The organism is Parasphingopyxis algicola, assembly GCF_013378075.1.
Classification (GTDB): domain Bacteria; phylum Pseudomonadota; class Alphaproteobacteria; order Sphingomonadales; family Sphingomonadaceae; genus Parasphingopyxis; species Parasphingopyxis algicola.
This window is the reverse complement of sequence record NZ_CP051131.1, coordinates 3,260,802-3,283,715: the sequence shown is the minus strand read 5'-3', so window position 1 is coordinate 3,283,715 and position 22,914 is coordinate 3,260,802. Positions and strand designations below refer to the sequence as shown.

Sequence of the window (22,914 nt, the reverse complement as noted above, 5' to 3'; positions counted from 1 at the left end):
TCAGCGCTTGGACAAAACCTGTTGGCCGATAGCGACCGGTCATGGTGCTTCCAAGGTCAAGGCCACGCCCTGACCGACGCCCACACACATCGTAGCCATAGCCTTTCGCCCGCCCCGCTGTGCTAATTCGCGGGCCGCGGTCATTGCGAGCCGCGCGCCGCTCATCCCGAGGGGATGGCCGAGCGCGATGGCTCCGCCATTCGGGTTCACATGTTTAGCGTCGTCTGCAACGCCAAGTGACCGGAGTACGGCGAGTGCCTGGGCCGCAAAGGCTTCGTTGAGTTCGATCACGTCGAAATCGCCGATCTTCAGCGAGAGCCGCGCCATCAGTTTCCGGACAGCAGGCACGGGCCCGATGCCCATGACGCCTGGCGCCACGCCGGCACTTGCCAGCCCCGCGATCCGGGCCATCGGAACCAGTCCGAAGCGCTCGGTAGCGGTTTCCGACGCGATGATCATGGCCGCCGCACCGTCATTGACGCCCGATGCGTTGCCGGCGGTTATGGTGCCGCCATCGCGGAACGGCGCTTTGAGTTTTGCAAGCCCGGCCAATGAGGTGTCCGGCCGAAGGTGCTCATCATGCCGGACCGTGCGCGCGGTGCCCTTTGGACCTGCCACATCGACCGGGGCAATTTCTTCGGCGAATATCCCGCCTTGTTGTGCCCGGTCGGCGCGCTGCTGCGACCGCAGGGAGAAACTATCCTGATCCGTGCGCGATATATCGTATTCAGCCGCCACATTTTCCGCGGTTTCAGGCATAGAATCGACGCCAAATCTTGCCGCCATGAGCGGGTTAACGAACCGCCAGCCGATCGTCGTGTCGTATAGCTGGGCGTTCCGCGACCAGGCCTTGTCCGCCTTGTTCATCACAAAAGGCGCGCGGCTCATCGATTCCACGCCGCCCGCGATGATAACGTCCGCATCGCCAGCCGCGATGGAATGCGCGGCCATGCCAACCGCATTGAGCCCCGATGCGCAGAGCCGGTTGACGGTCACGCCCGGCACGCTTTCCGGGAGGTCGGCAAGTAAGGCGGCCATGCGGGCGATATTGCGATTGTCTTCGCCGGCCTGATTGGCGCACCCCAGGATCACCTCGTCGATCGCATTGGGATCGAGCGAGGGCGCTTGTGCCATGACGGCCCGGATGACGTGAGCGGCAAGATCGTCGGGCCGAACAGTGGCGAGCGCGCCGCCATAGCGCCCGATCGGCGTTCGGATATTCTGGCAGAGATAGACCGCATTGCCGTTCAGCATTCCGGTCTGCCTCCCTCCCAGGCATTGCGTAGGAGTGCCACGATTGCCTGCCGGTCGAGCGGTCGCGGATTGTAATAGGGATTGTCGAGCGTGATGTCGGCTACGCGTTCGATGCCTGTTTCAGGCATTCCCAGGTCTTTCAGTGCAACCGGTGCGCCACCTTGCTTGGCGATATCGAACAGGCGCGCGGCGGGCCGTTCGCAATCCATCGCACGGCGCAGTCTTTGCATCGCATCGGGGATCGCCGGTGCATTATAAGTCAGCGCATGCGGCAATATGATCGTGTGGGTTTCGGCATGCGGCAGATCGAACGAACCGCCCAGCACATGGCATAGCTTGTGGTGCAGCGCGACACCGCCAAGTCCGAGGCAGGTCCCGCACAGCCACGCGCCGTAGAGCGCATCGGACCGGGCCTCGATATCCGTTTCGCCCGAACCCTCCGCAAGCCGCGGAAGTGCCGAAACCATGGCGCGAATACCCTCTTCGGCCATCAAGCTGAGCACCGGATTGGCATTTTCCGCATACAGCGCTTCCACGGCATGGGCGATTGCGTTCATGCCGCTGGTAACTGTCATCAGGGGCAGCAGGGACAGGGTGAAATCGACATCGTAGATCACCGTTTCGGGCAATACCTTTGGCGAGGTCAGTGTCGTTTTCTTCCCGTCTTCGGTCTGCCCCACAATTGCCGTCATTTCGGAGCCTGCATAGCTGGTCGGGATAACGAGCTGTGGTGCATCGTTGCGCAGCGCGATCGCCTTGCCCAATCCCGTCGTCGAGCCGCCGCCAAACGAGACGATACCGTCAGCGTCGCGCTCCTCGAATATCTTCATCGCGGTTTCGGTGACGGCGACGGGCGTGTGCATCACAGCGCCGGTGAACAGGCCGGCAGCGCGCCTGCCCAGTCGCTCCACGAGACGGCCGCCCTCGGGGGCCTGGAAGTCCGTTGTAAGGACCAAGGCGCGCTCGATACCGAGCATATCGGCTTCCTCGACCAGCCGGTCGATCGTCCCGCGCCCGAAAACCACGCGCGCCGGCCGAGCGGTGTAGACAAAGCTCCGGCTCACGCCGCGACTGCCTCGATGCGGGCAAGCGCGTCCTTGGCGATCGCTTTCTTGTCCGCGTCGTCGCTATCCAGAAAGGGCAGGAAATTATGCCCTACGCCGTCATAGACTTTCAGAGCCATGGCCGGAATGTCGGGCGCGAGTGTCCCCAGCTTGGCAATATTATCGGCTCCCACCGACTCGTCCTCCGCGCCGAGTAGCATCGCGAAGGGGGTCGTAACCTGCGGCAGATACTCGAACGGAACGGGCAGCGGATCCTGATTGGGCAGGCCCTGGGGGAAACCGTACAGGCCGAGAAGGTCGGCATCGACGCCGCGCCGCGCCAGCTCGAACACATAGAGTCCGCCGAGGCAGAATCCGATCACGCCGCCGATGCGGTTGCGACGAACAAAATCTTCGAACCGATCGAGAAAGGCCTTGTCCTCGACTTGACCGCGCCGCGCAAAAGCCGCCTCGCGCGTAACTTCTGGCAAATCGCCCAGCCCGGCAAAGGTGTCGACCAAGAAAACCTGGGCGCCGCGCTCGGCGAGATGTGTGGAGAGCCCGCGATAAAAGTCGTTGCACCCATAGATATCGGGAAGGATGGCGATCCTCCGCTCGGTATCCCCGCCGAACCGATAGCCGGATACGCCATCATCAAAACTCTCGGCGTCCATCGGATCGGGAAAGGCTCGAACGGCTTTTCCATGGCACATATCATTTCTCCATTACCCGGCCTCCGTCGCAAACCGGGCGCGGCCATTCGCCGCCGGTTTGCCGGTCAGCGCGACGGAGATGCGACATTCAAAAAACGGAGGCCAATCCGCGTCCAACTGACTTGAACGCCGGTCAGGCAGCCTGTTGCTGGGCGACCGGTTCTATCACCAAATCCGCTTCGAGAACGCGCTTGCCGTCTTCGACGATGCGCGGATAGACGAACTCGGCCGGCACGATGCCTTCGCAGCAATCGCTGTGCACATATTCGTCTTCCTCGAAATAGAGCTGGGTGATCAGTTCGCGATATCCGGGATGGCGCACTTTCAAATGGACATGGGCCGGGCGCCAGCTGTGCCGCCCCATCATTTCCAGCATCGCGCCGACCGGGCCGCTATCGGGAATTCGATATGGAACCGGGACGGTGCTTTCCGCTTCGAACTGGCCATTCTCGTCGGTCTTCACCTTGCCGCGATAATAGTCGACCGGGATATTGTCGTGAATGCCGCCATATTTGCCGTCCGGCGTCGAGCTCCACATGTCGATAACGACACCCGGCAGCGGATTGCCGTCCACATCCTTGACGGTGCCGCGCACAACCATCGGCTCATCGTCCTTATACTCGTCCATCGTCTTGATTTTCCCATTTTTGACGAAAGGCGCGTCATCGAGAAAATAGGGGCCCTCCATATCGGACGGGGACGCATTGGGATGGCTGTTCTGGTTAATAACGCTGACCACGGTCGTGTTGAGGAAAACATCGATGAACAGAGGCAATTCACCGGCCTCGGATATCTTCATGATATAGCCGATCGCGGCGCGATATTCTTCGAAAGTCACGCCTTCCTCGATGACGCCCTGACGGACCTTGTCCACGATTGTGCTGACGATCTGATCCAAACGATTATTGGCCACTTCCACTTCCTTCCGCATCCAAGCTTGATCTATGGTTCGGAAAATATCGCGGCTACCCGATACCGTCTAATACCTTTTGGCCCAGCCCAGTATACGGTAGCGGTATCGCCCAGAAAGGATCGACAAGCGCAATATAATGGCCGTTCCGAAAATCCGTGTGCCCGAAATTGCAGCAGGTCTTGCGTATATCAAAAGCGGCGTCCGCTATGACGTGCCGCAACAGGATTTCTCGGCGATTTGCATGGCCGAAAACTGTACAGTCACCGTGGAAGCCGAGGGCGATCGATATGAAATTGCCCCGGGAGGCATGATCGCATTGCCGCGTGGCACGGCTCACAGCCTATGGCGGGGCGACGCCGCCATTCGCCGTCATCAATCGCTCCAACCGCCCTTCTCCCAAGAGGAAAGAACCGGCCGCAGGCAGGGAGGGGGCCAGATTTTTTGCTGTCGCGTGCCGACCAGCGCCAATCCGCTGCCCGATATCGTTCCGTCGGTCCTGTCCTTCGACCGCGAACAGTTGCGAGCCGAAAATCGTCTCGATCTGTATTTCGAGCTTATCCGGCACAATGCGCTTGGTCCGGTCGAAAACCGAGGGCGCATTCTCCAAAAGCTGGCCGAGATCGTGGCGACGATCCTGCTCGAGCATATGTTGCGGGATCTGAAAAACCGGGGCAGCGATCTTACGGGGGCGGCGAACGACGCGAATATCCGGCGTGCGCTGAACGCGATCCACGGCTCGCCGAAAACCAACTGGACACTGGCCGGATTGGCCGATTCCGCTGTACTCGGCCGCTCGACCTTCGCACAAAGGTTCAGAGAGGCGACCGGTAAATCACCGCTGCAATATCTCGCCGAGTATCGTATTGCACTGGCATCGCAGATGCTCCGCGAGAGCGAAATATCGATCGCCGAGATCGCCTATAAGGTCGGTTATGAGACGGATTCCGCCTTTAGCAAAGCATTCAAGCGTCTGGTCGGATTAAGTCCGACAACCTATCGCGCACGTGAATTGAACCGATAAATCGCGCCTAAACGCCCGGTGCCGCTGTTAGAGATCCAGCACGACCGTCGTGCCGGGTCTGCCGCGGGAAACGCAGCAGGCGATTGCGCTGTTCGCCTCTTTTTCCTCGTCGTAGAGACAGGCGTCACGATGGATAATGTCGCCTGACACCACTTCCGTAATGCATGTCCCGCATACGCCCTCGAGACAGGAACTGTCCTTCGATATGCCTTCCGCGTTGAGCACGTCGAGGATCGATTTGTCCTCCGGTATCTCGAAAGATCGGCCCGAACGCGCCAACTCGATTGTAAAAACGCCTGAATCTTCATCGGAGAGATCGGCCACTTCGTTGCTGAACCGTTCGGTCCGCAGCCGTTCGGCTCCCCAGTCTCGTGTGCATCGATCGATCTCATCCATCATCCGCGCCGGTCCGCAGGCATAAAGCTGCGTGTCGGGCGGGATCGCCGCCAGATAGGCAGGCAGGTCGAGCCGCTGATTGCCCGCTTCGGCGCTATGGTGATACCGGATCCGATCGGCGAATAGCGTCGCATCGATCACTGTCTTGAACGCCACATCAGCCGGACTGCGGGTGCAGATATCGAGTTGGAAGGACCGGCCCGCGTCATGCAACGCAAAGGCCATATGCAGGATCGGTGTCAAACCAATGCCGCCGGCAAGCAGCCGGTAATCCGGCCGGCCATGATCCAGCGCGAATGTATTTCGCGCCGGGGAAATCGGCACGCGATCTCCGACCGAAAGTGTATCGCACATTTCGATCGACCCGCCCCGGCCGCCTTCCTCGCGCAGGACGGCGATGGTCACCCGGCCAGGGTCATCGCGTGAGAGGCCGGTCAGCGAATATTGCCGTACCGCGCCGCTCGGCAGATGGACGTCGATATGGGCCCCGGGCGCGGCGGCGCCAATCGCATCCGGCCGCTCGACGGCGAGCGTAAAGGCGTGAATGTCACGCGCCGCCTGCCATTTTTCGACTATAGTGGCTGACACTGTGTCGGACACGGTTTGCTATCTTTCCCAAATATACGATCCAGCGCGCGCAAGAAATGAAGCGCAAAACGCCTAGCCCGGGTCTCAAAACGTCCTGCGTAGTTCTACGCCAAAGGTCTGCGGTGCGCCCTGCACACCGAAGAAAGTCGCAACGCCCGGATCGACACCGAGGCCCGCAGCGGCCGGACTGGCAATGATCTGCGTGTAGTATTCCTCGTCGAACAGATTGTTCGCGAAGATCGAAAACTGCCACCGGTCGTCGCTGGTTCTGATCGTTGTTCGCAGATTGAACACGCCATATCCGTCGATGCGCGATTCCGGCGTAAGGATGGCATCCAGATATTGCGAACTGGCATAAACATAGTCTCCGCGTATCGACGCCTCCAGCCGGTCGCTTAACGCGAAACTGTATTGGAGGCCGCTCGAAAGCGTAAATTTCGGCGCCCGACTGAGCGTCCGGCCGTCGACGTCGATCAGCGTTGGCAGAAACAGGTCGATGCCCGGCAAGGCCGGATTCTGAACCGGCGCCGTGCCGGGGAATACGGTGTCGACATATTGCGATTCATTGTAGGCGGCCGCGATGTTGAAATCCAAACCATCGGCGATTGGCCAGAACAAATCGCCTTCGATACCGTAGATTTCCGCTTCGCCGGCATTGACGACGATGATGTTTGCGGGATTGGACGGATCGAACGTCTGCACCTGCAGATCGTTGAACGTCATATAGAATGCCGCCAGGTTCAGCCGCATGCCGTTCGCGAACACGTTGCGATAACCGATCTCGTAATTGGTCGACGTTTCCTTGTCGAAGGTCAGCCCGTTCGTGTTCAGCAGGATGCTAGCATTGATGCCGCCGGATTTCAGGCCTTCGGCATAGGTTGCATAGATGTTGCTGTTCGGGCTGATCTGATAATTCAGACTGGCCATATTGATGAAGTCTTCGTCATCAATATCGGCGGTGAGTCCGGCAAAAACAGGAAATTGGAGCGGGAATGGAATGCCGCTAGTCGAATTGATTCCCCGGTCCGGGTTTTGATTGATCAGGCCCGATTTGGATTCGTTATTGTACCGGAACCCATAGGTGAATGTGAGGCCGTCCACTATCTCGTAAGATAGCTGACCGAATATGGCGAATGCTTCGGTGTCCTGCGTGACGACCGAATTCGCGCTTTGCGGCTGGGTGATGGGATTGGGCGGCATCATCGCGTTGAACTGTCCGAAGAGCGGCACGCCGAACTGCGTCTGCGTGTCGGCCGTGAATCCTGAGTCAAAATAGAAAAGGCCGAGCAGATATTCGAAGCCACCGATCGGATCGTTCGAAGTCAGGCGGATTTCCTGCGAGAACTGGTGATCCTCGTTGCGGACCGATGTCAGGAACAGATCGGCGGGCGAAAAGTCGGGGTCGATCGACGCGAAATCCTCCGATTCCCGATAGGCCGTGATCGACGTGATCGTTGCCGGCCCAACGTCCCAATTGATCTCCGCGGATACTCCATATTGCTCCAGATCATCGGCTTCGCCTTCGTCGCTGCGCAACGTTTCGCGGTCAAAGCTGTCGAGCGGGACATTGCGCACGGCCCGGATGAATTGCACCAATGCCGGATTGCCCGTTTGCTGCGCGGTCTGGAAGATGGTCGCGAGATCGCCCTGGTCCTTCTGGAAGGCACCGATGGCGCGCGATGCATCGGTCGTTCCCTCGGAATAATCAGCCGACAGGGCGATCGTCAGCGACGGGCCCGGCTCGATGAGCAATCGCGCCCTGAACCCATAATCTTCGCTGCTGCCGATCGGCGCGCCAGTGACGGCATCGTCGAGAAAGCTGTCGGCGCGCCCATAATAGCCCGATAGCGATGCCCCGAAGCCATCTGTCAGCGGACCGGAGACACGGCCGCGAATATCGACCGTGTCGTAACTCCCATAGCCGAGCAGGAAACTGCTCTCGAAAGTGTCGCTTGGATCCTGGCTATAGATGTTGACGGCGCCGGCGGAGGTATTGCGTCCGTACAGCGTGCCCTGGGGACCACGCAGCACTTCGATGCGCTCGATATCCGTCAGCTTGCCAGTCAGCGCCGCCGGGCGGGCAATATAGACGCCATCGACGAAGAACCCGACACTGGGATCGATGCCCGGATTGCTTGTTCCCGAGGTGAGGCCGCGGATGTTGATTGCGACTTCCGACCGGTCGAAACCTTCATAGATGTTGAAATTGGGAACGAGGTTGGACGTGCCGGCAATGTCGGACACGCCAGTTTCCGTGAGCAGCTCGCTATCGAGCGTTGCGATCGAAATAGGCACCTCGGAAAGCGATTGTTCGCGCCTTTGTGCGGTCACGATGATCGGCGCACTACTCGATGCCGAGGCCTGCGCGCCGCTGTCCGGCTGATTTTGCGCCATGAGCGATTGCGCCGGTGCGACCAGTATCGTCGTTCCCAGCAACATCTTACCCAATCCACCGCTCAATACCCGCACATCACCTCTCCCTTGGATTTTTTGTCCAACCGGTTTTCAGGTTGGTTTCGGAGAGGCTAATCAATATCAAGCGATACCCGCCAATACCTTGTAACGGTATGTTCGATACCGAAACAGTATTCCAATATCGAGCAACGCTTCAATATGCCGATGATTGCACCGGCTCGCTGCTCGCTGCCCTGAACTTCTGGATCGATCGCATGAATCGCCTGAATTGCGGGCTCGTGTCCGATTTTCGATAGATGATATTGACCGGGCAATCGTCGGCCAGCGCCTTGAGTTTCACAAATCTCACGCCGAACCAGTTCATGTCCGTGACCGAATTGGGCACGACCATCGCACCGGCGCCGATGGCGAGCAGCATCAGTGCTGCTCGCACATCCTCGGCAACGGCGCCGACCGACGGATTGACGCCTTCGCGCTTTAGAATGGAGATGGTCTCGTCGGCAAAGTTCGGCCGACCGAGCGAAGGAAACAGCACCAGAGGCAGTTCGTCGAATATGGTTGTCCAATTCGTGTCGTCGATAGCGCCATCGAAATCGCGTGGCAGGCAGAGCGCCAGCCCCTCCGCTATCACTTCTTCGATCGCAAGTTCGGGTTCGCTGGGATAGTATCGACCGAAGCCGATGTGCAGTTGGCCGATCTTTAGCGCCTCGATCTGCTCCTTTTTCGACATGCGCCTCAGAGACAATTCGATCCCGGGATTGTCTGCCTTGAACAGGCTGAGAATTCGCGGCACCACGGAATAGGAGGTGGATCCGAAATATCCGATCTCCAAAGCGCCCAGCTCTCCGCGTTGGGCCGCCTGGCCGCGCTCCACACTGCGATTGACACGCGCCAGAATGGCCTGCGCATCTTCAAGGAAAATCTGACCCGCGGCGGTCGTTTCGGTGCCTTTGCTGGTACGCTTGAACAGGCGGACCCCCATCTCATCCTCCAGCTTTTTGATCTGGCGGGTAATCGGCGGCTGGGAGATGTTGAGCTTGCGCGCCGCCCGGCCGAAATTCTGTTCTTCGGCGACGGCGACGAAATACCGAAGCTGGCGTAATTCCATTCTCTGAGACCCTCCATTTGATCATGCGCCGATGGTATGACGTAGCGCCACGCGATACTCAATCGGTATATATAAACGGGCAGTTCGGTATTTTACGTGCTCGGATACCGTCACCTACTCTCGCCCCATCGAAGCAGCCAGATAAGCAGCGGGAGCTGAAATGAGTGACCATCATATCCATTCCGTAGAAACGGTTATCGTGGATCTTCCGCTGCGCCGGACCCAGCGCTTCGCCGCGGTCGGCGCGCAATCGACGGCCGTCGTGCTCATCCGGGTGATGACCGACAGCGGCATCGAGGGCATCGGTGAATGTTGTACGCCATCGGGGCCATGGTGGGCTGGTGAAAGCGTCGAATCGATCAAACTGATGATCGATACATACATAACGCCGCATATTATTGGGGAGGATGTGTTCGAGATTCGGGGCATATTCCGCCGCGTCGATCGCAAACTGTTCGGAAACGCATTTGCCAAGGCTGGCATCGAGATGGCGCTGCTCGATATCCAAGGTAAGGCGTCGGGCGTCGCCGTTTGCGAATTGCTTGGTGGCCGGCAGCGCGATTCGATGCCCTGCTCATGGCCGCTCGCGACCGGCACGGCCGAAGCGGAGATCGAAGAGGCCGAACAGCGGATCGCCGACAGGCAGTTCAACATCTTCAAGCTGAAAATGGGATTTCTCGATCCCGAGGTCGACGTTGTCCGCGCGTGCGCCGTCGCCCGCGGCCTGGAAGGCAAAGCCAGCGTCAGGGCGGACCCCAATGAAAGCTGGGATGAAGCGACCTGCAAATGGGCGCTGCCCCGGATGGAAGATGCCGGCATTGTCATGATCGAACAGCCTATGGCCCGCTGGAATCTCGAAGGTGCCGTCCGTATCACCGCGCGCTCCAAGGCGGCCATCATGCTCGATGAAAGCCAGTGCACGGTGCAGGATATGCTCCGGATCGCGCAAATGCACGCCGCCGACCTGGTTTCGATCAAGGTGATGAAATCGGCGGGGCTTTTGAATGCGCGCCGAGTGGCCGACATTGCGCTGGCAAGCGGCACGTCGCTTTACATGGGTACGTTTCTGGAATGCTCGATCGGGACCGCTGCGAGCATGCAATTGGCCGCTACATTCGACAGTCTGCCCTATGGCGGAGAACTATCCGGCCCGTGCCTGGTTGCCGAGGACATAGCCGTCCGACCGGCGCGCTACGAAGATTACGAGCTCCAACTGGAAGATGGTGTCGGGCTGGCGGCAGAGGTCGACGAGGACAAGGTCGGCGCCCTTCGGCGCGATCGGACCTATTCCGTCCATGCGGTGGGTTCGAAGAACGCCGATGCCAGCGCCGCGCAAAGTTGATTTGGACGAATTTCACCGATTCCGGACGATCGAACCGGCGGAAAGATTTGGGCCGGCCAATAATGCACTGAACATAATCGGGAGAAGATCATGGCGACGAGGCCAAATATCGACAATCAAACACAGCTGGCGATGTTCGATGCCGTCGCGCCGACCAACACCTATTGGCAAAGGTTGAAAGCCGGCTCAAAAGTCGCCGCCAAGCGCTGGTGGGACAGAACGGCGAGCCGATTGCCTTTTCTCGCCAAGTCGAAAGACGATATCGGCACGCCGGAGCTGCAGCTCTTTACGTCCGAAGCCGGCCAGATGGCGGACTGGTATTTCAAGGAATTCGGTTCCGCCGAAAAACCCGCGTCGGTTGGCGAAGTACCTTGGGATTATGTCGAGGAGTATCAGGAAGAAATCCCGTTCTTCGGCCTGCGCGAGTATTGGTACCCGGCGCTGTTCTCGCACGAGCTGAAGCATAACGAACATAAAGCCGTCGAGATGCTCGGTGACAATATCGTGCTGTTTCGCGACAAGGATGACAGCCCGTGCGCGCTGGAAAATCGCTGCCCCCATCGCGGCCCACTATTGTCACTTGGCCAGGTCAACGCCTGGGATGTCGGCACCATCACCTGTCGCTATCACGGCATGACGTTCGACAAGCATGGAGAGTGCGTTGCTTTCCTGTCGGATGGTCCGGACAGCCCTGCGTGCGGCAAAGTGAAAGCCAAATCCTATCCGGCGGAGGAAGTCGGGGGAATCATCTGGATCTATATGGGCATCAAGGAACCGAAGCCTTTTCTCGACTCCATGCCGCATGCCCGGGAGGTGCTCAGCGATGGCGTTTTGGTGCGCAATCGCATGCAGGTTCCGTACAGCTATCTCAACCAGCTCGATAACACGGTCGACATGACCCATGTGGGGTGCCTCCATCGCACCTGCTATCTTTTTGGTGACCAGAAGATGGGCGGCGGCGTAGCCTTCGAAGAACTGCCCGGCAACGGCGTTTATGCGCGGTTGCGGAAAACCGGCGGCCATGGCGGGACCAAGGCGATCGACGATATTCGCTGGTTCATGCCCAATCTCGTGCACCATGGGGAAGAATTCATGGATGGCGGCGTGCATGGCATCTATTTCTGGTTCGTGCCCGACAATGCCGGCTCGTTCACCGCATGGCTGATCGGCTCGATAAACGACAAAAAAGTGGGCAAGACGAAAGCCAAGTTCATGGCGACCACGCTCAAGCGGGCCCTTCAGTCAGATTCGCTGCCCGGCATGGCCTGTTTCGTCGGCGGCGACGCGCCGATGCAAATGGCACAGGGCCGCATCGCGCGCTGGGACAAGGATTATCTCGCCCGAACCGACCGCGCGGTTATCAAGGTCCGCAATATGATGAAAGCTGCGCACAAGGCAGAACAGGAATTGCGCAAGGAGGCGGGCCTTCCTCCTCTCGCGCATCCTGTATCCATGAAGACGCAAGCCGATGACCGCGTATAATTACGAGCGTTTCGACAACAAGGTTTATGGGCCAATCCCATTCGCGCTTCACTCGCCAAAGGTCGGAGAGTGTGCGACCGATTTTGAGGCGCGTACTCTGGACGGTAGTCCGGTTCGGTTGTCCGATTTCGAAGGCAAGCGGATTGTGCTCGAGACGGGCAGCATGACGTGCCCGATGTTCGGCGGCAATATCGAACCGATGAATGGTCTCGCTGACCGATATCGGTCAGATGACAGTATTGTTTTCCTGATCCTCTATACCCGCGAAGCGCACCCGGCTCCCAAATTTCCGGCCCATCGGAACGATCGTCACAAACTGAAAACCGCCAACCTGATCGCGCCCATGTTAAGCGAAAATCGAACCGTGTTGGTCGATGATGTTGCCGGCTCTGCTCATCGCGGGTGGGCGAGTTTCCGAATTCGATCTGGCTAATTGGGAGCGATGGTCTGGTCATCTATCGATCCGACTGGAACCATGTCGATATACTCACACGCCTGTTGGAATCCGATGATGTCGCAGCCGATGTTACACAGCTTGGTGAACATAATATGCCGAATTTCCGCCCCGGCCCGATCTTCGGCTGGCTGCGCGAAAAATCGGGATGGCTGAGTATCTGGGATATGGTGAAACAGCTGCCTTGGATGCGCGCCCGGCACCACGAGGTCCACCGGATGTATGACGGGGTTCAATATATGGAACCTTCCCGGAAACGAAATTCCAGCTGCTTCTAGGCAATAGGCCATCGCCGCGAATTTTATGATTTCCTGCGCAAAGAGATGAAATAACCGACCTCATGAGAGGCAAGCGCGGGCTCATTTTGGGGCTCGCTAATGACAAGTCGCTTGCCTGGGGAATCGCCAAGAAGCTCTCGGCGCAAGGCGCAGATCTGGCATTTTCCTATAAAGGCGCAGCCCTCGCCAAACGCGTCAAACCCTTGGCCGAGCAGCTCGGCCAGCATTGGGTCTTCGAATGCGACGTATCCGACATAGAGGTGCTCGACGCCGTTTTCTCAGAACTGAAATCGCGTTGGGGCAGGCTCGACTTCATCGTTCACGCAATCAGCTTCTCCGAAAAAACTGAATTGCGCGGCAGATATGTCGATACAAGCATCCAGAATTTTCTCATGACCATGAACATATCGGTCTACTCGCTGGTTGCTGTCACACAGCGGGCAAGCCTGCTGATGGAAGCGGGAGGGACCATTCTCACGCTTACCTATTATGGCGCCGAAAAGGTCATGCCCCACTACAATGTCATGGGCGTTGCGAAGTCGGCGCTCGAAAGCAGCGTGCGCTATCTGGCGGATGATCTCGGGCCAAAAGGTATTTGCGTTAACGCGATCAGCGCCGGTCCAATCAAGACGCTCGCTGCAAGCGGCATCGGCGATTTCCGCGAGATCCTCAAATGGAATGCTCAGAATGCGCCGCTTCGCCGTAACGTGACGATCGACGATGTCGGTAATGCGGCTCTTTATCTGCTGTCTGACCTTTCTTCCGGAGTTACGGGTGAAGTGCATCACGTCGACGCCGGTTATCATGTGATTGGAATGAAATGGGAAGCGGAAACCGGATGACTTATGAACGCACGTCTGCTTTCCCGCACTGCCAGCCTGAAAACGGACCGTCAGGAATGTCCCCGAAGCGGACATGGTGATACCTATCTTGTGATTGGAAGGAGCGTCCGTTTCCAAGCTATGGACCTAGATAGCTGAATGCCCGCTTTGGGCGCAAAGCGGGCATAATGCTGGAGCTGGCAGACATCCGATTAGCGCGGATCGCTCGCAATTTGGCCGGCAATCAACCGCAAAAAACTCCATTAAGTTATTGATTTTATTATATATATCTGGCGGAGAGGGTGGGATTCGAAACCTACCTATAAAGTACTGACAATATGGATAATAAATTTGGAACTAGCGGACAATACCATGCCAAATACCATATAAAAATCTCTAAGGGCGGATGCTGCCGTTTCCATATTCGAGGCACTCATGCTTGGCTGCGGTTTTCGCCTGGCCCCGTCGTTGTAAGATAACCACCCAAGTGCAGATCAAGTCGCTTTCTGCGAACAGTCGCAGTCTCAACGCTGTGATGAAATCCCGCTAATGAAACTTGGCAATGACCATATGCCGCTATTGTTGGCAAGATCAGCAGTGCTTTCGAAACCCATTATAAGAGTGTTGGCCCGCTGCTTGCCTGATACACTCAAAGCTTGAAGATCGCCTGTCGACAATTTTCGCTCTTGGTGCTGTCTTTTGCGTTCCGGTAGACCAGACTTCCAATCTCGCCAACAAGAGTACCGACCATGCCCATTTCGATTCGTCAGCTCGCGCCCAGCTTCGCCGCTGAGATTCGTGGAGTCGATCTGCGCCACATGCCGAGCCAGGCCGTGCTCGACGAGATATACGACGCGTTTCTCGAATATGGTGTGATCGTGTTGCCGGGCCAAGCGCTCGACCTCGATCAACAGCTTGCTTTCGGTCGGCTGTTCGGCCCGCTCCACGTTCTTCCCCCCATGAAGGGACCCAAGCGCCGCATAGAGGATCGGGCGATTGACGATGTTTCCAATCTGAAAGCTGATGGATCTCTCGCCGGGGCGAATTCCGAAAAGGCGATGTTCGCGCTGGGAAATCAGCTTTGGCATTCGGATCTCTCGTTCTGCGACAACCCCGCTCACGCATCGATGCTGCACGCGACGGAAATCGCCGAGGAAGGCGGAGAGACCGAGTTTTGCGATCTCGTCAGCGCCTATGAGACGCTCGACCGCGAGATGAAGGCAAAGATCGAAGGCAAGATCGCGGTGCACAGTCTTGCACACTCGCGCGTTCGCGGCGGACACAGCGAGGCCGATGTCGAATATCTTCTCGAACTTCGCCCGCCCGCATCGCAACCGCTTGTCCGCACCCATCCTGAAACCGGCAAGAAGGCCCTATTCATCGGGGCGCATGTGTCCAAAATCGAGGGGCTGGACGAAACCGAAAGCGCGGACCTTATCGATACGCTTTTGGATCATGCCCCGCAGCCCGAACGTGTCTACAGCCATCGCTGGGCCGTGAACGATCTCGTGATTTGGGACAACCGGCAGACCCTGCACCGTGGCCGGCCCTACGACGTCGACAATGTGCGCCGGGTCATGCACCGGGTCACCGTCGATGGTGACGGTCCGAATGTCGTGGACGGCAAGACCATCGAGCCGGAAATTCGCCGCCGGCCGGTGCGTGTCCCCGCATAGGCTCCGGTACCCGTATCGCGCCTCGTCGCCATTTTTTGGCGGCGAAACGAGTTGGAAGCGGACAACCCACCGCACCTAGACCTCCCGTCTTTCGATTATCGCCAAGCGACAAAAAGCAAACCAGCCCGCGCGATCGGTCGACGCGCCGATATTTTGCGTCCTCGGCGATCTGGAGAACCCCGTGACTGGTCAGAGTTTGGACGGACTTCGTGCATTGGTGACCGGAGCCTCCGGAGGCATCGGCGGCGAGACTGCGCGCCTCCTGGCCGCGCGCGGAGCTTTCGTGTCGGTCCATTTCAATAGCAACCGCAAGGATGCGAACACGCTTGTAGAGGAAATCGGCCAGTCCGGCGGACAAGCGAATGCCGTCGGCGGAGATGTGGTTTCAGATGCTGCCGAACTGGTGGCCCAAGCGGCTGGCGAACCAGGCAGAATCGATATTCTCGTCAACGGAGCCGGCAGTCTTCAGAACTTGCCATTTGGATCCATTACCGAAGAAGCGTTTGAAGAACAGTTTCGGACCAATGTGCTCGGCATGATCATGATCTCACAGGAAGCTGCTCCCTATTTTCCGGAGACGGGCGGTCAGATCGTGAATATCTCCACCAATCTCTCTTATGACCCGATCCCTGGAACCGCCGTCTATTCTGCGGCCAAATCGGCATTGATCACGCTGACCCACGGCTTTGCCCGCGAACTGGGCGCCAAGGGAATAACGGTGAATGCTGTCGCACCCGGCGCAACCGACACCGCCATGCTCGACTGGGTTCCGGAAGAGGTCCGCGCCGGTATCGCCGAAGCGACACCACTGGGTCGGATCGGCCAACCCCGAGACATTGCGGAGATCATCGCTTTCCTCGCCTCTCCCGCATCGCGCTGGATCAATGGCCGAACCATCGTCGCGGATGGCGGGCTGGTCTGAACAAATATACTGGAACGGAAAACATGACCGACACCATATCTGACATGGCGCCCCAATCGATCTGGCCGGATATCCCGGAGCCGCTTATGCCCTACAGCCCGGCGGTCAAAGCCGGAAACTGGGTCTTCGTTTCCGGTCAGCTAGCCAGCGATTTCAAGACCGGAATCGCCCCTGAAGCGCGGGCGGCCAATCCGAATCTGGCCGACGAACAGGCGCTGCAGTCCCGCTTCGTGATGGAGACGCTGAAGCGCACGCTGAATGCAGCCGGCGCCGATATCGCGAAAGACATCGTCCGCATATGGCAATGGTTTCCCTGGGATCGCCCCTCGCTGGAACAATTCGCCGATGGCGATTGCTGGCCTGGTCTTATCATCTCGCCATATCTCGAGACCCGCAACGATTTCATTTTCGAGCCGCGACCAGCGTCTACGGCAGTCAGCATTCGCGCCCTACCCGTGCGCAAAGCACGTATCGAAGTTGATCTCATCGCAATCGCCGACGATAGCGAACCGGAAGGTTTTGCCGCGCCGGAGGGCGTGCCGATGCCGCTTGCTGGTTACTCACCTGCATTGCGGCGCGGAGACTGGGTGTTCCTTGCAGGCGAAGTACCGACCGATTGGGTCGGCGACTATGGCGAAGCGCGCAATATGGGGATGCCCAGCGCGCTGGCCAAAGAGGCGCGGGTCAATCCCCATGTCTGGTACGGTTCGCCGATCGAAGCACAGACCGAATATACTTTAAGCAAGCAGGCCCGCATTGCCGAAGCGGCGGGCTCTTCGCTGGAACGGGCCGTAAAGGCAGACGTCTATATCGGCGATCCAAGCGACTATGCCGGTATGGACCGGGTCTGGAAGCGATGGTTTCCCGATAATCCGCCTGCCCGTTGCGTTATCCCCTATATGGGATTGGGAACACGCGGCAGCCGGATCGAAATCGCATTCACGCTCCTCGCCAATGATTCAAAGCTCGAAATCGAGACGATCGAGACGTCCGACGCACCTGAGCCGTGGAGCCACGAACCCCAGGCCGTCAAAGTCGGCAATTTCCTCTTTCTGAGCCAGCAGATGGCGTGCGATTCCCGCGGCGTCCTGGCCGATGGAATGCTGCGCCATCCGGAATTCCCATGGTATGGACTGCCGGGCCAGGCGCAGATGCGATACATGCTTCAAAATGTGGCTGCAATTTGCGAAGCCGGCGGCACCAGACTGGAAAACGTCGTGCGCAGAGCCTGTTTTCATGATGAAGGCGATCATTTCGCTGATTCCATAGAAGAATGGGCCAAACACTTCCCCGGGGTGAAACCGGCATCGACGACAATGAAGGTCGGCGGTCCTCTGGTGGTGCCCGGCGCAAATGCGCTGCTCGATCTTATTGCGTATGTACCCGACTAAGAGCCCCACAGGCATCGGTCGCACGAAGAAATTCGAAAAACTTATATACGTATTGAAACTTCGATATCTGCAGCCGTTCTTGTAGTCTTTCCGATATGATATGCCTCAGACAAGCAAGCGCATTAACCACCCATTTTCGGAGCTTTGATCATGGCATTCTTCACTGCAGACACTCCGGCCTCCGTGCGCCCGCTATTCGGACTGAGCCAACGCGGCCGGTCTGGCCTCGAAATGCTGGGTTCAATTCAGAAATTCTCGTCGACGGCGCTCCGCGACCAGGCAAAAGCAGATTTCGATGCGCTTCCCGAAGCGCAGGAACTCATCGCGGTTCACGGCAGCGACAATGATCGCGCCACCGTGAAAGCCAATGTCACCGCGGCCCGAGACCTTGCCTATTCCGTTGCCGCCTTTCGGTTGGAGCGCTTCTGCCAGGGTTTCGTGGCGCTCGACATATTCGCTCGCGCCCTCCCCGCTATCGAGGAGCGCCGCGACCAGTTCGAGAAGTATCTCGAAGATACCGGTGAAACGGCGGGCGGAACGGTCGAACTCAGCGACAATGCCGAGACGCCCAAATATTACGACAATAACTGGCACCTCGAACCCGATGGCTGGGACGGCTACGACCTTTACGGACCGCTCTTCGCCTTTGCGCTTGGTCCGCTCGTGTTCCGCCATGGCGGATATGCGGCGGTGAATGTCGGCGACGACCTCACCAAGAACCGGTTCGATATTTTGAAGGCCCTGCCAAAGACCGAATATGAACGGATCTACGAGCCGGGCTGTGGCGGCGGCACGACCATTACCACGATTGCCCAGGCATTCCCAGATGCAGAAGTCGTCGGTTCGGATATTTCGCCGCTTCTGCTGCGCATGGCGCATCTCGTGTCCGAACGGCGCGGGTATAAAATCCAGTTCAAGCAGCGCGAGTTGACCGATACCGGGGAGCCTGACGAGAGCTTCGACGCAGTGGTGACGTACGCGCTTCACCACGAGCTTCCGCCCAAGGAAAACCGGCGTTTGTTCGATGAGATGTTCCGGATCATGAAACCGGGCGCGGATTTCGTACTCGCCGATCCGCCGCCTTTCCGCGAGGTCGAGCTGTTCCACGCGGTGATCCTCGACTGGGACACAAAGAACCGGAGCGAGCCGTTCTTTACCGTGTCCTGTCTGGAAAACTGGGATCAAGCCCTCCGCGAAGCCGGCTTTGTCGATGTGGAATCCTATGCGGCAGGGCCGAACGGTTTCCCTTGGGTCATCCGGGGTTCGAAGCCGGAAACCGTTGACCAAGCGAAGGCCGCGTGAAGGGAACAGGCAGATGAACATGGAACCCAAATTGCACGGCACCAACACCGATGATCTCGGCAAGATAGTCTTTGCGCTTCTGACCGAGCTGTGGGTGATGCGGGACCGCCTGGCGGTAATGGAAAAGCTGCTGACGGAACGTGGCGGCCTGCATCCCGGCGAAATTGAAGATTACGTTCCCGACAGTGAATTCTCGGCCGAACTGGAGGCGCAGCGTGATCGGATGGTCGCTGAAGTCGTAGGCTCAACACTCATAACCGAGGAAATGGGCGTCGATGATCTGCTCGCCCGGGTCGGGCTCGATCGTCCGGAATCGGTGAAGCCCGAACCCGCCTGATCGGCTAAGCGATCAAGGTTTGACCGCCCGTCTTAATCTTCGGCGAACGGATCGGCGTTGCCATCCGGCAATGGTATCTGGAACGCGTTGATAGTCATCGAGATCAGACCGTAATAGCCCAGCAAGCCGACCAGTTCGACCACTCCCTGATCGCCGAGCAAATCCCGCGCACGCTCGAAATTGGTGTCCGAGACCTGCCTCGCGCGGAGCAGCTCAGTCGTGAAGTCGTAGACGATACGCTCGTCTTCGTGCTCGAACGACGGTGCATCTCCCTGCCTGATCGCCTCCACGTCAGCGGCCGGCAAGCCGCTTTCAATCGCTATCGGTGCATGAACATGCCATTCGAACCCGGCCTTCCAATGGGCACCGGTGATAATGATCGCCAGTTCCGATAGCCGCGGTGGCAGGACCGTTCCGTAACGGCAGAAGGCGCCGAGCGACTGGGCCCGATCAGCGAACTCCGCGCTTTCGAGCCAGATGCGCAAGGGCCCCTCGACCACGCCGCGCTCACCGGATTGAATCGCATCATGGACGCGCCGTTGGGCCGGGCTGAGCTCGCTCGGATCACGGTCCGGGATCCGGGTCATGGAATTGCCTCCTCGAGCCACCCTGCAACGATGCCGGTGAAGGTTTCGGATCGTTCCAGATTGCTCAAATGCGCAGCGCCGGCAATGGTCTCCAATCGAGCTCCCCCGATTGCATCCGCCATCTCCGCCATCGCAGCCGGATGCGGCCCATCCTCTTCGCCGACGACTAATAGCGCTGGCGTCTCGATTTCGGCCAGCCGAGGCAGAAACGCGAGTTTTTTGAGCGCTTCCGTAGCTCCCAGATAGCCATCTACGGACGTATTCAGGATCATTTCCGTTGCCGCCTCGACAATGTCGGGGCGCTCCGTTCGGGTCGGCTCGGTCAGCCAGGACGCGAGCGTCGGCTCCAGCACGCCAGCCATGCCCCTTTCCCGCACCATTTCCTGCCGTTCGCCAAACATGTCGCGAAACCAGTCCGGCGCATCGGCCCTGCAATCTGCGGCGACGATCCGAGTCACGCGATTCCGATGATCCAGAGCGAGGCCCAATGCAACCATACCACCGATCGAAAGGCCGAGTACGGCGGATCGGCGGATACCGAGATTGTTCCAGCATTCGAGAACATCTCCGACCAAGTCCTCCCAACTATATGGCGGCGGGAGCACGGCCGATTTTCCATGACCGCGCATGTCGAGCAGTAGAAGATTGAACGATCGGGCGAGCGGCTCGACCTGCGGCTGCCAGAGGCGTGAATCGGTCGCCAGCGAATGCAACAGAGTAAGCCACGGGCGATCGCCGGAAGCGATTACAGAGGCGGACAGTTGCAATCCGGACAGATCAATGCAGGTGTCGGTCACGCTCGACACAAAGCACGCTTTTCGACTTCAAAAAAATTAATTGTATGCTGGTTAGTCCATTAGAAGTTATGATGGCCGTATGCGAGACATCCGTCTTTTCGTCGCCGCCTATGAGGAACGGTCTTTCACGGCTGCGGCGCAGCGCGAGAATGCGACCCAGTCGGGCGTCTCCCAGCATATCCGGAAATTGGAGGATCGCCACGGCGTGAAACTGTTCCGGCGAGAAACGGGCCGCGTGATACCCACACTAGCAGCGAAGGTTTTCTATGAACATTGCGTGGAGTTGCTACGCATCCGGGCATCGGCGGAGAATGACCTCCAGCGCTTCGAGGGCGGACCAGTCGGCGAGATCGTCGTCGGCGTCATGCCGACGATCAGTTCACATGTTCTGGCGCCGGCACTCATGCGGTTCACGGAAGAATATCCCAATGTCGAGGTTCAAGCGGTCGAAGGCTACAGCCACGCTTTGACCGAAGCGGTTCTGGCCGGCGAGATCGATTTCGCCGTGGTTCCGAAGCAGACGCACGAGCCAGGCGTCGCCATGCAGCATTTTCTGACGACGCCTGAAATCTTGGTATCGGGCACGCGCAGCGGACATGAGCCGATGGAAACACTGCGGCTCGGTTCGCTTCCGCCGCCCCGGCTGGTGCTGCCGGGACGGAAGAATTGTCGTCATGATTCCATCCTCGGCTTTCTCGCCGCCAACAGGATCAAGGTGGAACGGACGATCGAACTCGATTCCATGATGGGCACGCTCGACTATATCGCCTCCTCAGACTGGGTCGCCATCTTGCCCGCGCTGATCATGGCCGGGCCGGCCTATAGCGATCTGCTGGCCGCCAATCCGTTTGCGGAACCTAGCCTTTCGCTCGACCTGGCGACGGTCAGCCTCGTTCGGGCTCCGCTGTCGATCGCGGCCGCCGCATTCCACGACGTGCTCCGAAGCGAGGCCCAAGCGGCCGACGCCCGCTGGCATGAGGCGGTGCAGCAGGCTGTACGACCCTAAAAGGCCGGCGCGACCTTCTCCGCCATCAGTTCCATCGAACGGATCGCGAGATCACGGTCCACCCAGTCGTGCCCCGCATAGAGCAGCGTGCCGAATTCTCCGACCTCTTCCCGGAAAGCGGCGAGTTCGTCGATCACCTTGTCCGGCGTTCCCCAGATAACGACGTCGTCGACGACCCCCTCTATGGTAACCGTGTCATCGGGTGCATCCGGATCTTGCTTGAACAATGCAGCGCGGCCGCTGCGGATCATCTTGGTCGCTACCGACCGATAATAGCCGTGATAGGGACCGCTGGTATCAGTGGCGTAACGCTTGGCAGTATCCAGGTCGTCCGCAACAAAAATGCTCTTGGCGACGCGCCAATCGGCCATGTCGGGCGTGGCGCCGATATCCGCGCAGCCTTCCTTATATTTGGGCCAGTGGGATTTTACCCATTTGGGCAGCAGGAAATTGCCTGAGATCGGTTCCCAGCCGCGCCGCGCGGCCTGCGTCATGCTATTGGAGTGGGGTGACACGACCGTCGTGATGATCGGCGGATGCGGTTTCTGATATGGCGATAGAATCTTGCCCTGCCCCAGATCCTCGATCAACGTGCGCTCGGTCGACGTGGACCAAAACTCTCCCTCGATATTATACGGCGGCTCGCCACTCCAGATCGCCAGAATCTGGTCGATGGCCTCGATGAACATGTCCCCGCGATTCTTGTCGAGATTGCCGAACAGTTCGGCGTCCGACATCAGCCCGCCGGGGCTGATCCCGAACAGGAAGCGACCCTCCGCCATATGGTCGACCATCGCCACCTGCGCGGCAACGTGGGCCGGATGATAGCAAGGCAGGTTGACCGTTCCGCTGCCCAGCTTGATGCGGTTCGTTGCGTGAATAAGCGATGCGACGAAGATCAGCGAAGAAGTGATCGTCTCGGCCGCATCGGTAACGTGCTCGCCGAAAAAGCCCTCTTCAAAACCCAGCTTGTCGGCCAGGATTGCCAGTTCGCGATCCTCCTTCAGCGTCTCGGTAACCGAGCGACCCAGCGGATGGATTGGCATTGTAAAAAAACCGAGTTTCATT

At 58.6% G+C, this 22,914-nt stretch carries 21 protein-coding genes; 11 read left to right on the top strand and 10 right to left on the bottom strand.

Features of this window, described 5'->3' with window-relative positions:
* Positions 1-39 precede the first annotated feature (39 nt).
* The 4 genes from pcaF to HFP57_RS16210 form a co-directional block, all read right to left on the bottom strand.
* Positions 40-1,254: a 3-oxoadipyl-CoA thiolase gene (gene pcaF / locus HFP57_RS16225; protein WP_176870757.1), complete on the bottom strand. Its 1,215-nt coding sequence runs from the start codon at positions 1,252-1,254 to the stop codon at positions 40-42.
* On the bottom strand, positions 1,248-2,318 hold the full coding sequence (locus tag HFP57_RS16220) for a maleylacetate reductase (protein ID WP_176870756.1): 1,071 nt from the start codon (positions 2,316-2,318) through the stop codon (positions 1,248-1,250). Before HFP57_RS16220 ends, pcaF begins: the two co-directional genes overlap by 7 nt.
* Positions 2,315-3,010, bottom strand: coding sequence for a dienelactone hydrolase family protein (locus HFP57_RS16215; protein ID WP_176870755.1), 696 nt, complete (start codon positions 3,008-3,010; stop codon positions 2,315-2,317). Before HFP57_RS16215 ends, HFP57_RS16220 begins: the two co-directional genes overlap by 4 nt.
* Positions 3,011-3,143: 133 nt before the next feature.
* Complete coding sequence (locus tag HFP57_RS16210; RefSeq protein ID WP_246263205.1) at positions 3,144-3,923, bottom strand: dioxygenase family protein; 780 nt, start codon at positions 3,921-3,923, stop codon at positions 3,144-3,146.
* A 241-nt stretch (positions 3,924-4,164) separates the two neighbouring features.
* Here HFP57_RS16210 and HFP57_RS16205 point away from each other — a divergent pair, with 241 nt between their 5' ends.
* Complete coding sequence (locus HFP57_RS16205; RefSeq protein ID WP_176870753.1) at positions 4,165-4,944, top strand: AraC family transcriptional regulator; 780 nt, start codon at positions 4,165-4,167, stop codon at positions 4,942-4,944.
* 27 nt (positions 4,945-4,971) lie between these two features.
* Here HFP57_RS16205 and HFP57_RS16200 read toward each other — a convergent pair whose 3' ends face one another.
* The 3 genes from HFP57_RS16200 to HFP57_RS16190 form a co-directional block, all read right to left on the bottom strand.
* Positions 4,972-5,940, bottom strand: coding sequence for a PDR/VanB family oxidoreductase (locus HFP57_RS16200; RefSeq protein WP_176870752.1), 969 nt, complete (start codon positions 5,938-5,940; stop codon positions 4,972-4,974).
* A gap of 72 nt (positions 5,941-6,012) precedes the next feature.
* Positions 6,013-8,397 (bottom strand): TonB-dependent receptor, encoded by a 2,385-nt coding sequence (locus HFP57_RS16195; protein WP_176870751.1) that lies wholly within the window; start codon positions 8,395-8,397, stop codon positions 6,013-6,015.
* Between the two features lie 139 nt (positions 8,398-8,536).
* A complete protein-coding gene (locus tag HFP57_RS16190; protein WP_176870750.1) occupies positions 8,537-9,451 on the bottom strand; it encodes a LysR family transcriptional regulator in 915 nt (304 codons plus the stop codon).
* A 160-nt stretch (positions 9,452-9,611) separates the two neighbouring features.
* Here HFP57_RS16190 and HFP57_RS16185 point away from each other — a divergent pair, with 160 nt between their 5' ends.
* From HFP57_RS16185 to HFP57_RS16145, 9 genes are all read left to right on the top strand, one after another.
* Positions 9,612-10,793 carry a muconate cycloisomerase family protein gene (locus tag HFP57_RS16185; protein ID WP_176870749.1) on the top strand — a complete coding sequence of 394 codons (1,182 nt, stop codon included), beginning with the start codon at positions 9,612-9,614 and terminating at the stop codon, positions 10,791-10,793.
* A gap of 306 nt (positions 10,794-11,099) precedes the next feature.
* A complete protein-coding gene (locus HFP57_RS16180) occupies positions 11,100-12,275 on the top strand; it encodes a Rieske 2Fe-2S domain-containing protein (protein WP_176870748.1) in 1,176 nt (391 codons plus the stop codon).
* On the top strand, positions 12,262-12,708 hold the full coding sequence (locus tag HFP57_RS16175; RefSeq protein ID WP_176870747.1) for a redoxin domain-containing protein: 447 nt from the start codon (positions 12,262-12,264) through the stop codon (positions 12,706-12,708). The genes HFP57_RS16180 and HFP57_RS16175 overlap by 14 nt, the downstream gene beginning before the upstream one ends.
* A 349-nt stretch (positions 12,709-13,057) precedes the next feature.
* The gene (fabI, locus tag HFP57_RS16170; RefSeq protein WP_281363136.1) at positions 13,058-13,849 is read left to right on the top strand and encodes an enoyl-ACP reductase FabI; all 792 of its coding nucleotides are present in this window, start codon (positions 13,058-13,060) and stop codon (positions 13,847-13,849) included.
* Positions 13,850-14,577: 728 nt separating this feature from the next.
* Positions 14,578-15,504, top strand: coding sequence for a TauD/TfdA dioxygenase family protein (locus HFP57_RS16165; RefSeq protein WP_176870745.1), 927 nt, complete (start codon positions 14,578-14,580; stop codon positions 15,502-15,504).
* 181 nt (positions 15,505-15,685) lie between these two features.
* Positions 15,686-16,426 (top strand): SDR family NAD(P)-dependent oxidoreductase, encoded by a 741-nt coding sequence (locus tag HFP57_RS16160; RefSeq protein ID WP_218135042.1) that lies wholly within the window; start codon positions 15,686-15,688, stop codon positions 16,424-16,426.
* A gap of 23 nt (positions 16,427-16,449) precedes the next feature.
* The gene (locus tag HFP57_RS16155) at positions 16,450-17,817 is read left to right on the top strand and encodes a RidA family protein (protein WP_246263204.1); all 1,368 of its coding nucleotides are present in this window, start codon (positions 16,450-16,452) and stop codon (positions 17,815-17,817) included.
* Positions 17,818-17,967: 150 nt separating this feature from the next.
* Positions 17,968-19,119 (top strand): class I SAM-dependent methyltransferase, encoded by a 1,152-nt coding sequence (locus tag HFP57_RS16150; protein ID WP_176870744.1) that lies wholly within the window; start codon positions 17,968-17,970, stop codon positions 19,117-19,119.
* A 13-nt stretch (positions 19,120-19,132) separates the two neighbouring features.
* Positions 19,133-19,456 (top strand): hypothetical protein, encoded by a 324-nt coding sequence (locus HFP57_RS16145; RefSeq protein ID WP_176870743.1) that lies wholly within the window; start codon positions 19,133-19,135, stop codon positions 19,454-19,456.
* A gap of 32 nt (positions 19,457-19,488) precedes the next feature.
* Here HFP57_RS16145 and HFP57_RS16140 read toward each other — a convergent pair whose 3' ends face one another.
* Together HFP57_RS16140 and HFP57_RS16135 are read right to left on the bottom strand one after the other, a co-directional pair.
* The gene (locus HFP57_RS16140) at positions 19,489-20,043 is read right to left on the bottom strand and encodes a carboxymuconolactone decarboxylase family protein (protein WP_176870742.1); all 555 of its coding nucleotides are present in this window, start codon (positions 20,041-20,043) and stop codon (positions 19,489-19,491) included.
* Positions 20,040-20,849, bottom strand: coding sequence for an alpha/beta fold hydrolase (locus HFP57_RS16135; RefSeq protein ID WP_176870741.1), 810 nt, complete (start codon positions 20,847-20,849; stop codon positions 20,040-20,042). The genes HFP57_RS16140 and HFP57_RS16135 overlap by 4 nt, the downstream gene beginning before the upstream one ends.
* A 70-nt stretch (positions 20,850-20,919) precedes the next feature.
* Here HFP57_RS16135 and HFP57_RS16130 point away from each other — a divergent pair, with 70 nt between their 5' ends.
* Positions 20,920-21,846 (top strand): LysR family transcriptional regulator, encoded by a 927-nt coding sequence (locus HFP57_RS16130; protein WP_176870740.1) that lies wholly within the window; start codon positions 20,920-20,922, stop codon positions 21,844-21,846.
* Here HFP57_RS16130 and HFP57_RS16125 read toward each other — a convergent pair.
* A complete protein-coding gene (locus HFP57_RS16125) occupies positions 21,843-22,913 on the bottom strand; it encodes an LLM class flavin-dependent oxidoreductase (RefSeq protein ID WP_176870739.1) in 1,071 nt (356 codons plus the stop codon). The two genes, HFP57_RS16130 and HFP57_RS16125, sit on opposite strands and share 4 nt — an antisense overlap.
* Position 22,914 lies beyond the last annotated feature (1 nt).

What these genes read in the sequence shown, in the direction of transcription:
- pcaF (WP_176870757.1), bottom strand. Translation starts at nt 1,254, where the DNA reads ATGCTGAACGGCAATGCGGTCTATCTCTGCCAGAATATCCGAACGCCG.
- HFP57_RS16215 (WP_176870755.1), bottom strand. Translation starts at nt 3,010, where the DNA reads ATGTGCCATGGAAAAGCCGTTCGAGCCTTTCCCGATCCGATGGACGCC.
- HFP57_RS16205 (WP_176870753.1), top strand. Translation starts at nt 4,165, where the DNA reads ATGGCCGAAAACTGTACAGTCACCGTGGAAGCCGAGGGCGATCGATAT.
- HFP57_RS16190 (WP_176870750.1), bottom strand. Translation starts at nt 9,451, where the DNA reads ATGGAATTACGCCAGCTTCGGTATTTCGTCGCCGTCGCCGAAGAACAG.
- HFP57_RS16185 (WP_176870749.1), top strand. Translation starts at nt 9,612, where the DNA reads ATGAGTGACCATCATATCCATTCCGTAGAAACGGTTATCGTGGATCTT.
- HFP57_RS16180 (WP_176870748.1), top strand. Translation starts at nt 11,100, where the DNA reads ATGGCGGACTGGTATTTCAAGGAATTCGGTTCCGCCGAAAAACCCGCG.
- HFP57_RS16175 (WP_176870747.1), top strand. Translation starts at nt 12,262, where the DNA reads ATGACCGCGTATAATTACGAGCGTTTCGACAACAAGGTTTATGGGCCA.
- HFP57_RS16165 (WP_176870745.1), top strand. Translation starts at nt 14,578, where the DNA reads ATGCCCATTTCGATTCGTCAGCTCGCGCCCAGCTTCGCCGCTGAGATT.
- HFP57_RS16155 (WP_246263204.1), top strand. Translation starts at nt 16,450, where the DNA reads ATGACCGACACCATATCTGACATGGCGCCCCAATCGATCTGGCCGGAT.
- HFP57_RS16150 (WP_176870744.1), top strand. Translation starts at nt 17,968, where the DNA reads ATGGCATTCTTCACTGCAGACACTCCGGCCTCCGTGCGCCCGCTATTC.
- HFP57_RS16145 (WP_176870743.1), top strand. Translation starts at nt 19,133, where the DNA reads ATGAACATGGAACCCAAATTGCACGGCACCAACACCGATGATCTCGGC.
- HFP57_RS16140 (WP_176870742.1), bottom strand. Translation starts at nt 20,043, where the DNA reads ATGACCCGGATCCCGGACCGTGATCCGAGCGAGCTCAGCCCGGCCCAA.
- HFP57_RS16130 (WP_176870740.1), top strand. Translation starts at nt 20,920, where the DNA reads ATGCGAGACATCCGTCTTTTCGTCGCCGCCTATGAGGAACGGTCTTTC.
- HFP57_RS16125 (WP_176870739.1), bottom strand. Translation starts at nt 22,913, where the DNA reads ATGAAACTCGGTTTTTTTACAATGCCAATCCATCCGCTGGGTCGCTCG.